A 14,191-nucleotide genomic window follows, 5' to 3' on the forward strand; every position below is an offset into this window, starting at 1 on the left:
ATATTAATTAAAAAACCCCAACGGACTTAGTAAAACGTATAATTGCAGAAAAACTGCTTTGCAATCTTTTAGCATTACAAATCACATTCTGAACTTGAGTCACCAAGTAATTTGCTGGTAAATGCTGCATCTACTAGGTCATAATTGTAAAAATCATGCTCATCTGCTCTAGTGATAAAATCCTGCCCCTGAGCAACAACATTAGCCATAATATTACCAATTTTTTTGTAGGCTGCAGCCTTAAAATTTTCATCCGAACTTAGGCTGAATGCATGGTGATAATATTTTTTAGCTTGCTCAAATAACCCTACAGATTCAAAATACTCAGCCTGCTTTAGCATTATATCAGGATTCTCTGCATCTTGTTTTATCCATGCTTTAAAACATTCGTTTATCCTAACCGCATTATTAATTACTTTATAGCAATCAATCGCTTTAGCATATTCACCCTTATTAAAAAATAGCTGACCAAGTTTTTCATATATTTTTGGTAGATGACTATTCGCCTCTATAGCTTTTACATAGTAATCCAATGCCTCATTTTCACCATTCTGCTCAGCGATACTAGCTAAGCAACTATAGGCTATAGCCTTAAGATTCTTGCAGGCAGGAGAGTCCGGATAATCCTCTAGATACTTTATAGCTTTATGATAATAAACTTGGTCAAGCCTATCTTCATCAATAGGCAAATTGCTAACTTGGTACTCAAGATTTTCTATTACTTTAGCATGGCAAGCCGTTATTAACTCTGCTGCAATCTTGGCATGATCAGGTAACTCAACTCCACAGACGCTGGCAAAGAATTTCACATATTCATATTGCTGCTGTAAGCAATAACCATAGCCTTGTATCTGATGCTGAAGCTGAACATTACCCGGTTTAGCATATTCAGCAAAAATCTCTAATGCTTGCTGCAAGATCATTATGGCATTTGGTATGCTTACTATTTGCTCACAGTTAAGTACTTTCTGTAACTTTGATAATAAGTCCAGCTCTAGAAAATATTCATCTTTGTTATGCCTTTGCAGTAGGTTATTGTAATGAATTGATGATGGAATCCAATCTTTGACAAGATGATAATTCTCAGAAAATGCATTGAGTGAATTAGCATCTGAGCATTTAGTTGCATTACCAATAGCCTTAACTATCACCTCTAATAGTTGATTAAAATTATTACTGGCAGTATTTAACAGATGAGATGAACACTCCTGAGCTTTCTTAGAAATAGTTATATTGACCATATCACCTTTAGCATCAGAATATTTGGATGATGTGTCTATTGCCGCAAGTAAGTCAGGTACAGCTAACTCACCTTCGTCAGTTGGTTTATAGAATAGATGTATTGAGCCATTATCTTTGAGCTTATTAATCAGTGCCTTATGCCCCTCTGTTGCCCCTTGATTATCTTTTAATATTTTATCTATAGAGTTTTTAATATGCTGAATATTTTTGTTTGGTGGTACATGAGTAAATACTAAAGATATGCTGCCCTTTATAAATTCAATATTATTAAAACTTTTTATAAAATTAGATAACGTTTCAAGGAAATCACTACCTCTATTACTCCTTAAATATGATTCATCTACCACCAACACAAATTTTAGCTGTTCTGTAGTTTCAAAGAGCCTTTTAATATAGAAGCTGTTAGCAATTTCCTGAACAGGATCAGTGTCATTAAAGCCAGGGCAATCCCAAATGATTAGGTTTTTATCTTTAGCAAAACATTTATTAGGAATCTTAGTCTCGGAAGCCATTTTATGACCAATGACAATATCATTAAATGGTTGCTTTGCTTCAATAACCATCTCGTTAGTTTCATCATCAAAAATCGCCTGTAGCTCCCTGCCACTAAACACATGAGCGAGTGTAGTCTTGCCAGCTCCGGTATTACCAAGCAGCAATATCCCATTCTTACCATGTTCCTGCAGGCGGTCGTTACCATCTCGGATTAGATTCGATACTTGCTTGATAGTAGCCTGATCATCATTATCAAACTGATTATTCCCATCTGCTACCTCAAATAATTTCACAACCTGTATCTCCGGGACATATTCTTTTACTTTTGCCTCCTCTATGGCTTTTAATTTAGCTGCTTCTTCTATTTCCTTAGCTTCCTCTTGCTCTTTAAGCTTTGCCTCTTGTGCAAGTCTCTCATCTTCTTGTCTGGCTTTTTCATCTGCCTCTGCTTGTTGTTGCTGTTTTAGTATCTTAGCGGCTTTTTTAGTAGGATCGCAAATGCCATAATGATCTTGCAGCAAGCATTGGAGATTTTTGCTGAATATGCTGAACCGGGTAATGTTCAACTTCAGCATCAGATCCAAAGCTATGGTTATTGTTTACAGCAGCAATATGAATATGTGAAATTCTTTGCCAGTGTCTGTGGAGTTGAGTTACCTGATCATGCCAAGATTGCAGAGTTAATAACGGTTTGCCATGCTAAAGTAACAGAAAATCTTGAGTACCAAGTTAGTAGTTTGCCTATTGATGAAGATAGGCTTGACCAAGTTTATTATCATAAAGCTATAAAGTATCTAGAGGATTATCCGGACTCTCCTGCCTGCAAGAATCTTAAGGCTATAGCCTATAGTTGCTTAGCTAGTATCGCTGAGCAGAATGGTGAAAATGAGGCATTGGATTACTATGTAAAAGCTATAGAGGCGAATAGTCATCTACCAAAAATATATGAGAAACTTGGTCAGCTATTTTTTAACAAAGGTGAATATGCTAAAGCGATTGACTGCTATAAAGTAATTAATAATGCGGTTAGGATAAAAGAATGTTTTAAAGCATGGCTAAAACAAGATGCAGAGAATCCTGATATAATGCTAAAGCAGGCTGAGTATTTTGAGTCTATAGGTTTATTTGAGAAAGCTAAAACATATTATCACCATGCATTCAGCCTAAGTTCGGATGAAAATTTTAAGGCTGCGGCTTGCAATAAAATTAGTAATATTATGGTTAATGCTGCTGCTCAAGGGCAAAATTTTGCCACCAAAGCACAGGAACACAATTTTTACAATTATGAGCTGGTAAATGAAGAATTTACCAACAATTTACTTGGCGACTCAGGTTTAGAATGTGATTTGTAATGCTAAAAGATTACAAAGCAGTTTTGTTGCAAATATACGTTTTACCAAGTCCGTTGGGTTTTTTAATTAATATCTATTAAATTGAAACTATAAAATTCAATTGGTAACTACTTTGTTTGTTCGTCTAAGTTATAAATTTAGTTTTATTTGCAATTGAACCGCCTTGCTTTTTATTCATATCCTAGTTTAGGATAGATAATTAGCTTGATAACTATAACGTTATATGTTACAATCATAATAAGGTAATATTATTTATGATATGATCAAAACTTTCAGCCATAAGGGTCTAAACAATTTCTTTAATAATGGCGATACTACAAAAATACAAAGTGATCATATAAAAAAACTCAGGCTGTTACTGGCTAACTTAAATGCTGCAACTAAGGTAGAAAACATGAATTTACCAAGACTCGGACTGCACAAGCTGCAAGGTAATATGAAAGACTTTTGGTCAGTTAAAATTAATGGTAACTGGCGTCTGATATTTCGTTTTAGTAATGGAGATGCCTATGACGTTGATTATTTGGATTATCATTAAAGCGAGGTATATATGTTCAATCCCCCACACCCGGGTAGTATATTAAAAGAATTATATTTAGAACCTTTAAATTTAACTGTCACTGAGGCATCTCTATCGCTTGGAGTTACCCGTAAAACTTTATCATTTCTAATCAATGAAAAATCTAGCATTAGTTCTTCTATGGCTATTCGTCTATCTACAGCATTTCCAAACACAAGCCCTGAATACTGGCTTAATCTTCAGCAACAGTATGATATCTGGAATGCCAAAAAAAATATTGATGTTTCCCATGTTAAAATATTACTTCACATGTCTGCTTAAATTAGATTTATAACTTTTTTGTAAATTGTAATGTGTGTACTAGGTTCTGTTAATATTTTGATACATTCACTTGTAACACAAGAAACGTCTGAGTAATCCCATCAATTCTTAAGAACAAAGGAATATAGTGGTTACTTGAACTGTGTGTAATTTAATAAAGAAAAATTGTTTGTTTCAGGTCTGTATAATCAATCCGTCTATCCAAATGAATGAAGTTTTTGTTGATGCCGATGGACCAGCCTAGCTGCCAAGCAAGTGAGATAAGGTTTCCTTTAATGGTGTTGTCTGAAGTAGCTACATCAATAGCACAGCAGCCGGTAAAGCCATAACGTGGATAGTCGTAGATGTGGAAAGAATTTGGTACACCGCCAATTTTGCGGTTGTATTCTTTAGAACGACAGGTTGAGGTAAGCTGCATGGGACAGTTAAATTTGTTACGCAAGGCAACTAATTTTTCAGCAAAACCTGCAGCTAAAATGATTTGACCAGTTTGCCTGCAGGCTAGCTCTTGGTGAGTAAAGTATGGTATATAGTATTTGCTGTTCATACTATTAAATCTCTTTCGAAACTCTACTTCTGCTGGTAATTTATTCGTGCTACCGGTACTCTGCTCCTCACGTACATCATCGTCCGCTGCGGTTCGCAGTGAAGTGGCTTCTTTAAATTCCTCAGCATAAGCGAATTTCAAAAGAGATATGTTGTTTAGATTAGAATTTTGGTTGAAGGTTAGATTTAGATTGGGAATTTGGACTATGATTTTATCCAATTATTGCCATCGAAGCGGTATTTGCTGCCATTACTATTAAGTATTACTTCTAGCCATTTAGGAGCAGTAACAAACTTCCAACCAACTTCTAACTTTTGGGCTATTTTATTTGCATGGCTGATAAACTCACCTTGAGGATGTTGACTAACTATGTATAACTGTCCAGTCATTGCATCTTGAGGTGGCATAGCTACTTGAGTAGCTTCTACCACTGGATTAATGAGGATATCGAGTAAAGTTAGTGCTTCGTTATGAGTAATCTCCTTTTGTGCCTGCCCACTATGGATATAGGGTAGCTTTAACCTAGAAGTGTAAGACATAGTAATTTTTAGAGCAACGTTAAAGTTGTCCCATAGCCTCTGCCGATTTGGCTGGAGAGTTGGTAAATGCTGGCGTTTAAGTTTACCGGTAGTTCTGATGCATAGGCAAAATCAGATATTTGTGCTTGTTTGCTGTATATAGCATTTGGGCTTGAGGCTTCAAGGGTTCTAATAACATTATTACCACTTTTAATATCAACCTGATATTTTTCAAACTCTTCGCCAAGTGGTACATCAACATAATCACGCCAATCACTATCTATTCTACTACGTCTAATCCAGCTGATAATAATGTTACCTTGCTTATCTTTTTCAGACTTGGTATGCACTGGTGCAAGAGGTTTAAGATTTCTAGCCATAAACTTGCTCTCTATAGTATTCGTTTCACCAAATGAACTACCGACTGACACGGGTTTGTAGAGTAACTTCCGACCAATTAAGTGATGATTTAGATTAACTGCCATAACTGCTGAATTTAAAAAAATAAATTTATCTGCAACTTGGTGTTTATTAATAGCCCATTCTGTTCCTTGCCTACCTCTCAGTAGCTTTGTTAATTTATATTTATGGTCACCAATTAATTCAGCATTTTGGAATTGTACTAACTCATCACCTATTAGAGCAGCATTTGCCCCATTTAGTAACGCAAGTTCGCTGACGCTTGATAATGATCCATAAAGCAATTGTACAATTATTTCGTTATGACAATCAAAAATTACTGTAGTTCCAAAAGAAAGCCTATTTATTACCACTCCCATAATTGATGGCACAGTAGTAGTTGCTAGCAATTTGTAATCATAACCATCATCGCTACTATTATATATAGCTGTTCCTTGCCAGTTGCTACCATCAGGCACTATGGCTATGCGTAGAATTGGTTGGTTTGTCCTAGCATCAGTTAGCAGCGTAGGTGTCTCTATTAGTTCCATGATAGTTGCAGCTAATAGTTTTGGTAATTCATAATTTGACGTAAGATAATTTGTATTGCTATGAAAGTCATACATCGCCATATTAAAGCTAGTAGCAAAAATCTTCATCAACCCTGAACGTTGCATATCGGTTTTAACAATCCTTAACTGATGCTGCACTTGATTATCTTCTGCTTTACAGATCACATTGATAATATCTGTTGGTTCTAAAAATCCATATTGGGGAGGCAAAGTTAGTTGGTAACTAACTCTCTCCTGCCAAGCATTGTATAGGGTAATATCAGCAATTTGTTTGGCTGATTGATCATCTAACACTATTGGTAACGAAAAATTTACTTGTTCTGTGGTTTGAACTGCCTGCCGTTGTGATTGGACAGTGACTAAATCATAATTTTGTTGGCAGTCAATATGACTAACACTTACTTTTTGTGGTAGCTCTAATTCCTGAGTAATGCTTATTTCTATAGTAGTTTTGCTATCTGTACCTACTGTAACTAAATTATCTTCTTCTATATCTATGTTACTCATAGATTCAAGCCTTAATATAAACTTAAGAATACCATCACTTTCTACTACATCAAAAAAATAGGCACTTTGCAGTTGCTCTATTGCTTCTCTTGCCGTTATATACTGATTGATAATATAGCCATAAACATCTTGAGTCAGTCTAGATACATCATAATCAGTAGGTTTTAATCCAACACTTGCTAAAATTTCAGCAATAATAGCTCCAAGGTTTGAACCTCCCAGCTTACCGTTAATCCAGTGACCAGTTGGCCATAATATTCCATCTTGCCATATGCTTTTAAAGTCAGGCCAAAAAGGGAAAGGTCTTGCGTCATAAGTCCAAACAAATCTTTTTGGTATCAGTTGCTCACAGCCTTCTTTACTATTACGTTCTGCTAGATAATCTAGTGTGGCATTTAGTGCATGACGTTGAGCTAAAAAATTTACTCTACCTTTAGAATTTCTAGGAAAGTACGACTCAACAGAAGTTGGATCATAAAATACATTAGGCTGATTAGTGCAAGCATCTACTGACGGAAAACCAAATTCAGTAAACCATATAGGCTTCATCTTCGGCTGCCAGCTAGTAGCTCTACTATCCGGGTTATGATGTGCAGTTGTCCACCAATGTTGTAAATTTTTCCAAGCATATTTATCAGGGGTTTGTGGTGATTCAGCGGCAAAATAATGTTTCTGCTTCCTTTGCCAGTCCCAATAATAGTCCCATCCTTCACCACTTTCCCAGCCTTTTTTAATAAGCTCTTCGGTAATCTGAGAATGTGGCAAGTCTTCAGTAAGCGGAAAATAGGCATCAATACCGACAAAATCAATGTTTGGACTAGCCCATAGTGGATCAAGATTAAACCAACCACCTTTTGTATGATGATATTCTGTCCAATCAGCAGCATATGTTACTAGAGTATTACCTAATTTTGCTTTTACCATAGAGGCTAGCTGAATAAATTGCTCAACTGCTGGGTATGATCCAGCTCTATCGGTAAAGGAGGTTAGGCTAACCATTTCAGAGCCAATAATGAATGCATCAACTTGTCCAGCCATGAGGTCTGCATAATGCATGATAAAACGATTATATCCTGAGACCGGGTTATTAAACCAGTTATCAATTTCACTGACGCTGGTGGCTGTTATCCTTCCTCTCCAAGGCTTCGGCTTTGGCTCAAGTTCATCTACAAAGATCATGGGATAAAACATTACTTTATACCCACGCTGCCTAATATGTTGACAAATAGCTATTACACTATCATCAGAAGGAGTACCACCATAGGTTGGAGTAAATTGATTGATGTAAAGTACTACTTCAGCCTGCGACCTAGCAACACCTGCTACTTGCCAATCATTTGGTAACATTTTTGTGCTATCACCATAATACTCTACTTTGGGTACAATGCGACAATCAATAGCTCTGCTGGAGGTTGCAAACCAAGTTACTACTAATGCCACCCACTCAAGGTTCGGTAAAGTCCTTGCCATTTGCTCCAGTGCTACAAACATATTAGGCTTGTTTGCATAATTATGCATGTTAAGATAGTGTTTGTTCTTTAGTGGCGTCCAGCTATTGCCAATATTCATACCATCTTGTTTAGTATAAAGCTGATCAGCATAAACAAATTCCCCGGCTCCCGGGATCAATACTACTTCTTTAATTTTGTCCTCTACTGCTGGCTTAAACTTAACTAAACGTTTAACCTCAAAGGTAAAATTTGGAATGCGATTGCCAAACTGCTCAAGAGGAAAATCCTCTATTACCACATAGCATAAACCTCTATAGGCTGGATATGTTTGAGCAGATTTGTACTTACCAATAATATCATCGGGCATTTGTTCTTCAGTACCAAGATGAATGTTAAATTTACCCTGATCACTTCTTAAGATATCTTCAGTAAGCAACTTGCTATCAGCCCAAATTCTAATAATTTCATTAACTTCACCTTCACATATGCTAATTGCTAGGCTAACAAAATAGCTATAAGTGATGGTACTTTGAGTTGTAATAACTGTTTGCCTACCTCCTCCACCTTTACCACCACTGTTTTGACCTTCAGAATGCTCATGCTCAGTTGCCACTTCTTTAATATCAGTAGCCCAAATAATATTGCCAGCAAGCCTCATTGAGCCGTATATTTTAGGTATTACTTCACCGTAACTTGATAGCTGCACTCTTAGGTCACTAAGCCTTGACCCTTCTTGGGTAGGTAATTTAATACTTTGCTTTTTTCTTGGTAAAAAAAGATTATTGGCTGCCATACCCAAATTAGCACCCATAATCGCTCCAATAGGCCCGCCAATGAAAAAGCCGCCTACCGCTCCTGCTACTGGTAATATGGCATTGGTCATTGGTAGCTAAACCTATAAACCCCAACTAGCATTTTCTGCCATGCAGCTGATAAATAATGTTCAACTACTTGACCTGAACCTGAATAACAATGAATAATGCCTATACCTCCAAAATAGTTGCTGGCTATACCAACATGTTGGGGATGGCTAAATAGCTTAAACAACAGCACATCACCTAGTTTTATTTGCTTGATATCAATGTTTTTTAAATGTAAATCTAGAAACTGCTTTAATCTTACCCCATCAGGATGAGGAGAATAGCTAGTTTCATCAAATTCTGCTAATAACTTGCCATCTGCCCCAACTAGCCGTAGTTCCATAGCAACTCCCATAATCAGCCCAATGCAATCAACACCGCCATTGCTGGCATAACTTCTCTTCAGTCTACCTTGGTGATGATACTTAGTGCCAAGCCATGTTCTAGCGTTTGTTACTATATCTTTACCGCTGATCATTATTACTTAGTTACATTTACGTGTTCCAGCGGTACTCATCAGTCTATCTATGCCGGGCAAATCAGGTTCACCACGGAAATTGACAATGTTTTGAAATTTCTCTATGCATGTTTTACTACTTTTATCACAACCAACAATAATAGCAAATTTATCAGATACACTAATAGCAAAAGGCATTGGTAGAGCTAATATTATCTTTGTATCAGCAAAATCTTTTACTTCCATCTTTAGTCCATGATTACTACCGCTATACCAAATAACGTAACCTCCAGTAAACCAGCCATTGGGATGAGTAAGGCTTTGGGCAAAAAAGCTTTGCTGGTCAATCACCTTCGATACTGTTTCTTCCACAGTAAATCCTAGCTGTTGCAAGTTAAACTTGCATTTTGTATCACCAAGATTAGCTCGACAATGAGGCAGATAAGTTTCACACATTGTTTGTGATAAGAATTGTGTAAGCCCTCTTATTTCAGCACAAAACATGTTGTTATTTAAGGTTACTTCCCCTAATACTCCACGCTTTTGTATTAGCTTACCACTATTTGGCTCTTGATAATTTACTAAAAATATTTCAACTTCAGCAAAATCATATTTACCAGCAAGTAAATCTCTAGCATTTATTTTAGGGGTAAAAATCTGTCCTGATAAATCAAGATTATCTACTGCCATGTTACTGCTACTCTCAACATTGGTTGGAGTAAAACTAGCAATAGATTCATATTGCAAATCATCAATTAGTAAATTTTGGTCATAATCAGTAAATCCTAAAATTATTTTATCCAGTCTAGTAATTTTCCAGCAAGTAGCAAGGCTTGTCACCTCGGATTTTAAGTGATGAGTTAATGTTGGCGGTAAATTTCTCATACTCTAATTTCAATGAGAGGAATATTACCCCAAGAGCCTATGTTAAAGCTATCCATCGATAAATCAAGGTGATCCGTATCAAACCTAACTGGTACATCAAATTCAAAATCTGCCGTTATTTCTTCATCTCTTCTCGGAGGTTGAGCAAAGACAATTGAGCCAGTGGTAAAATCAATGTCAATTTCTTCTGTTTGCACTACACAAGAATCAAGATAAATCTTGCAAAAACTATTTTTTACTGGTTTAGTTATAATTCTAGCATAAATATATCCACCACTAATATAATTTTTAACTAATTGGAATTTTTTTGTTTGACCGTCCCCTTTGCCTAATAACTGATTTATACCTTGATAATCAGACCAGTCTTTATAACGAAAACCTATAGCTCTGCCACGCCTTGCCCGAAAAAAACTTATTAGCTCTTGCCACTGAGTTTGCGTCTTGATACCACTACCTATATCATATCTGCTTCTTGCCATTTGCCAGTTAATATTGCGTTGCTCATGACCACTAAATGTTGTAACGATGTTAGTTGAGAATATTGGACCACCCTTAGAACCATAAGATATCTCAGGCGGAAATTGCACCTCAGCAAAGACTATCATAAATACATCACAAATTCCTAGAACTCCTTGCTATCTGCCTTGCCATATCAGCGGCAATTTGACTTCTGCTTTGGTTAAATGAGCTAATATCCGGGGTTTGAATATTCATATTAACTACAATATTGTTGTTGCTAGCACCTGATGCCTCCAGTTTGCTAAAGGGTACAATGCTACCAACACTATTGGGAATAAACAACTCAGGCTCACCACCATCACCAACCACATGTGCTTTACCGGGCTTTACCGTACCACCATTTGCAAACACACCTCCAAAAATGGAGCTTATCCCACCTAAACTTCCTCCGCTGCCAAACATTTCACCAAATGTACCTCCGCTAGCCGAAGAGAAAGCCTGTTTAAGTGTCATTTTTAATATATCAACTTGCAACTGTTTAAAAAAATCACTAAAAGTATCTTTCAAACTTTTTACCTGATCACCTACACCAAAGGCAGCCTTGGCAAAATTATCAATTAAACTATCTGCTGCATCGTTGGAACGATCTTTAATCAAATTAAATGCATCTTCGGATTCATTTGCCATATTACCAAGTAATTGTTTATTTTGTTCCATAGCTCTGTTATAAGTATCTTGGTCAATTAAACCTTGCTTAAGCAGTTTATTTAGTTTCTCCATTTCCATGTTATACTTTTCCAGCGGTGTCCTAGTTTGTTCAAATATCCGTTTTGCTTCGTTTTGCAATTCGTTCCTTTGACTCATTACCTCAAGTGACGCTTTAGGGATGGTTATTGCTGCTAATGTTTTTGTTTCTTCTAAAGTCTGATTAAATTCTTTAGTTACTTCAGTTGATTTGTTAAACCATTTAGTTAAGGTAACAAGTCCAGCTACCACAGTTGATATTGCCACTGCTACTAAACCTAATGGATTTGCTACAAGAGCTGCCGTAAAAGCCCTAACAGCAGTAGCAGCCGCAATAAACCATACTGCTAATCTCAAAGCTAGCAAAGTAGATATTGCAGTAATTATAAAAGTTATGGCTGGGTGTCCCTCCCTAATAGCCGCAAAAAATCCTATCAGTAACGGTAATATAGGCACTAATAATGAGGTTATTAAACTGGTCATTATTGCCTGTAATTTTGATAGTTCTGCGTTGAACTTAGCCATTGCCTCACATTCTTCCTGCGACAATGATAGCCCTAGATTCCTTGCTTCTTCTCTAAGCCTTCTTATACCATCTTCACCTTGTTCAAGTATTGGTAGCAGGGCAGCTCCAGCAGAGCCAAACAACTTTATTGCTAGCTGTGTTCTATCTGAAGCATCTCTGACTCTTAACAAGTTTTCAGCAATTTGTCCAATCTGATCATTGGGTGCTACTTGATTCAATTCTTTAGCTGATAAACCCAGTAACCTCAAAGCATCTTTTGCCTCCCCGGAGTTTTTTGCTGCATCTGACACCCTCATTGCCATTTGCTCAAGACCTGAAGTAAGGGTACTAAACTCCACCCCGCATCTCTCTGCAGCATATTTTAACTCTGATAAACTATGGGTGCTAATATCTAGCTTATTAGCAAGTTTACCAATTTCCTCACCGCTATCGATAATCTTCTTTAAAGTTGCTACACTAAATGCCGCAGCTATTGCCGTACCGATTCTACCAAATCCTAGTTTAATTCTGCCAAGTTGATCTTGTAGTTTCTTGAAATTCTGCTTGATTCTGCCAAATGCTTCTTTGCTTTTATCAACTCCTCTAAAAGTTACTCTGACTTCTTTATTGTTAGAACTCATTTACCTTGTTAATTTGTGTTTATACTGATACTGTTTTTTAATTTTAAAATATGCCAGCCAATGATACCACTCATCTATTGTCATTTGTTCGATTTCAGATATGGTTTTTCCTAAATGCTCAGCTAAAGCAAACATGTTAAGTAATACTGGCTGGTTAGTTAGTTTTTTTCTGCTACCTCAGTATCACTACTCTCCATGATCGAGGTTGCGACACGAATTAACACATCAGGGTCACAATTTCTCATTAAATTTGGTTTATCTGCTCTGCTGAACAAACAATTACCTTCAGTATCTTTAGCTTTCATAATCAATGCTTCAACCATTAAGCCCAAATCATCTTCTTTAGCCATTTTATATAGACGGTTCTTCTGTGCTAAGGTCAAAGGAGAACAGTGAATATATAACGGATTCTCAGCATCTCCCCATTCTGTTACCTCAATTACCTTGATCTCCTTAGCATCAAAATGGGCTTTAATCCTGTCAATAATTTTTTCAGTCATTATTGTCTTCTCCTACTTTCTATTAGTATTGTTAAATTTTACTGTTTTACTTCTAATAATTTACCATTGCCCTGGAAGGTAAAGGAACTTTCAACTAACCCATCAAAAGAAGCTTGCCGAGAAATGCCAGTAACAATTGCTATGCCCGTAAAATATATCTTTTCTTCATTCTCGCCTTTTGGGTAAAGACTTAGCTGTACGGTCGCTCCAATGGTAAGCTTTCCTTGACCTTCAGTATCAGCTTCATCCCAAAAGGCCTCTATCGAACCTGACCAGCTCTTAATAGTAGCCTGAGACTTACGCCACTCAGTGCCAATAGTACTGGCATCTACCGTATCGCATACCTCTTCCAGCGACCATGATTTAACTTCGGCTACCTGTGTTGTGCCAATTCTAACTATTCCTTCTGATCCTGCATGTGTTGACATATTGGTTTCTCATTATTGGATTTATATTATTATATTCGGTGAAGTCTCTTTAGTTTGGTAGCTTACTGCAAATACGAGGCTTGCTACTGCTACTGGTTGATCGCCATCTGAATTTAGGCTAATATCAGTTGATTCCAAACGGCAATCTTTGCAAAGCTTCCTTAGTTCAGGATTATTTAACACTACACTTTCCACTTCAGCTGTCATATTATCAACTATGATATTGACCGAAGTAGTAGCCTTGGCATAACATTCTACCGTTATTCGTGCCGTCCTGTTCTGACATCTTGGTGGACTGATAGTGCTGGTTACTATTTCTTCTTGGCTAGAAAATATGATAATCCCCGGCAAAGTGCTGTCATTCATGCTGTATAAACGACTATCGTAAACTTTATCTTTTGCTGCCGTTTTTCCTTTAAGGATATCCACAAAAGTTTGCCTTATGCTGGTTCTAGCATGCAGCATATCAGCTTTGTCGCTCTAATTCCAGCACTACCCAACCAGTATCATCTTGTTTGATTTCAACAATTTTGTACTTTGTTTGCCGGATAGTTAGTATATCTCCATAATTGATTTTTCTTGCCTCTTCCTCACAGCATTCAAAGCTTGGATTGAATCCGACAAAGCCACTTGTTCCAATATCTATAGGGTAGTAGTTGTTAACAAATATCCCTTTGAGTTGGTAAGCTAGTCCATCTTTTGGCGTTACTGTTGCCTCTACTGCAAATCCTTGCTCTGTGTCTAAAAACTCAGCAAAATCTTCTTGAAAGATCATAACTATTTATGTT

The 14,191-nt window shown here is 36.8% G+C and carries 16 protein-coding genes; 3 read left to right on the forward strand and 13 right to left on the reverse strand.

What is annotated here, in order from left to right:
• Positions 1-74: 74 nt before the first annotated feature.
• A complete protein-coding gene (locus tag ACQH1W_RS05060) occupies positions 75-2,258 on the reverse strand; it encodes a hypothetical protein (protein WP_375332840.1) in 2,184 nt (727 codons plus the stop codon).
• On the opposite strand from ACQH1W_RS05060, the gene ACQH1W_RS05065 reads away from it, so the two are divergent.
• The 3 genes from ACQH1W_RS05065 (at position 2,244) to ACQH1W_RS05075 (ending at position 3,930) form a co-directional block, all read left to right on the forward strand.
• Positions 2,244-3,089, forward strand: coding sequence for a tetratricopeptide repeat protein (locus ACQH1W_RS05065; RefSeq protein WP_375332839.1), 846 nt, complete (start codon positions 2,244-2,246; stop codon positions 3,087-3,089). The genes ACQH1W_RS05060 and ACQH1W_RS05065 overlap by 15 nt on opposite strands.
• A gap of 259 nt (positions 3,090-3,348) precedes the next feature.
• Complete coding sequence (locus ACQH1W_RS05070) at positions 3,349-3,627, forward strand: type II toxin-antitoxin system RelE/ParE family toxin (protein WP_342278420.1); 279 nt, start codon at positions 3,349-3,351, stop codon at positions 3,625-3,627.
• A gap of 12 nt (positions 3,628-3,639) precedes the next feature.
• On the forward strand, positions 3,640-3,930 hold the full coding sequence (locus ACQH1W_RS05075; RefSeq protein WP_341757470.1) for a HigA family addiction module antitoxin: 291 nt from the start codon (positions 3,640-3,642) through the stop codon (positions 3,928-3,930).
• Positions 3,931-4,081: 151 nt separating this feature from the next.
• On the opposite strand, the gene ACQH1W_RS05080 is transcribed toward ACQH1W_RS05075, so the two are convergent.
• From ACQH1W_RS05080 to ACQH1W_RS05135, 12 genes are all read right to left on the reverse strand, one after another.
• On the reverse strand, positions 4,082-4,618 hold the full coding sequence (locus ACQH1W_RS05080; RefSeq protein WP_375332838.1) for a palindromic element RPE1 domain-containing protein: 537 nt from the start codon (positions 4,616-4,618) through the stop codon (positions 4,082-4,084).
• Positions 4,619-4,680: 62 nt separating this feature from the next.
• Positions 4,681-5,016, reverse strand: coding sequence for a DUF2793 domain-containing protein (locus ACQH1W_RS05085; RefSeq protein ID WP_375332837.1), 336 nt, complete (start codon positions 5,014-5,016; stop codon positions 4,681-4,683).
• 8 nt (positions 5,017-5,024) lie between these two features.
• Complete coding sequence (locus ACQH1W_RS05090) at positions 5,025-8,807, reverse strand: baseplate multidomain protein megatron (RefSeq protein WP_425360971.1); 3,783 nt, start codon at positions 8,805-8,807, stop codon at positions 5,025-5,027.
• Positions 8,804-9,262 carry a C40 family peptidase gene (locus tag ACQH1W_RS05095; protein WP_375332835.1) on the reverse strand — a complete coding sequence of 153 codons (459 nt, stop codon included), beginning with the start codon at positions 9,260-9,262 and terminating at the stop codon, positions 8,804-8,806. Before ACQH1W_RS05095 ends, ACQH1W_RS05090 begins: the two co-directional genes overlap by 4 nt.
• A 6-nt stretch (positions 9,263-9,268) precedes the next feature.
• Entirely contained in the window at positions 9,269-10,126 is an 858-nt protein-coding gene (locus ACQH1W_RS05100) for a DUF2163 domain-containing protein (RefSeq protein ID WP_375332834.1), read from the reverse strand.
• Positions 10,123-10,731 carry a DUF2460 domain-containing protein gene (locus ACQH1W_RS05105; protein WP_375332833.1) on the reverse strand — a complete coding sequence of 203 codons (609 nt, stop codon included), beginning with the start codon at positions 10,729-10,731 and terminating at the stop codon, positions 10,123-10,125. Before ACQH1W_RS05105 ends, ACQH1W_RS05100 begins: the two co-directional genes overlap by 4 nt.
• A gap of 7 nt (positions 10,732-10,738) precedes the next feature.
• Positions 10,739-12,475: a hypothetical protein gene (locus tag ACQH1W_RS05110; RefSeq protein ID WP_375332832.1), complete on the reverse strand. Its 1,737-nt coding sequence runs from the start codon at positions 12,473-12,475 to the stop codon at positions 10,739-10,741.
• The gene (locus tag ACQH1W_RS05115; protein ID WP_375332831.1) at positions 12,476-12,610 is read right to left on the reverse strand and encodes a hypothetical protein; all 135 of its coding nucleotides are present in this window, start codon (positions 12,608-12,610) and stop codon (positions 12,476-12,478) included.
• Between the two features lie 23 nt (positions 12,611-12,633).
• Positions 12,634-12,975, reverse strand: coding sequence for a hypothetical protein (locus ACQH1W_RS05120; RefSeq protein WP_375332830.1), 342 nt, complete (start codon positions 12,973-12,975; stop codon positions 12,634-12,636).
• A gap of 38 nt (positions 12,976-13,013) precedes the next feature.
• A complete protein-coding gene (locus tag ACQH1W_RS05125) occupies positions 13,014-13,403 on the reverse strand; it encodes a phage tail tube protein (protein WP_375331642.1) in 390 nt (129 codons plus the stop codon).
• A 21-nt stretch (positions 13,404-13,424) separates the two neighbouring features.
• A complete protein-coding gene (locus tag ACQH1W_RS05130) occupies positions 13,425-13,868 on the reverse strand; it encodes a hypothetical protein (protein WP_375332829.1) in 444 nt (147 codons plus the stop codon).
• Between the two features lies 1 nt (position 13,869).
• Complete coding sequence (locus ACQH1W_RS05135) at positions 13,870-14,178, reverse strand: head-tail joining protein (protein ID WP_341763209.1); 309 nt, start codon at positions 14,176-14,178, stop codon at positions 13,870-13,872.
• Positions 14,179-14,191: the final 13 nt, after the last annotated feature.

The organism is Candidatus Tisiphia endosymbiont of Stenodema calcarata, assembly GCF_964030695.1.
Lineage (GTDB): Bacteria > Pseudomonadota > Alphaproteobacteria > Rickettsiales > Rickettsiaceae > Tisiphia.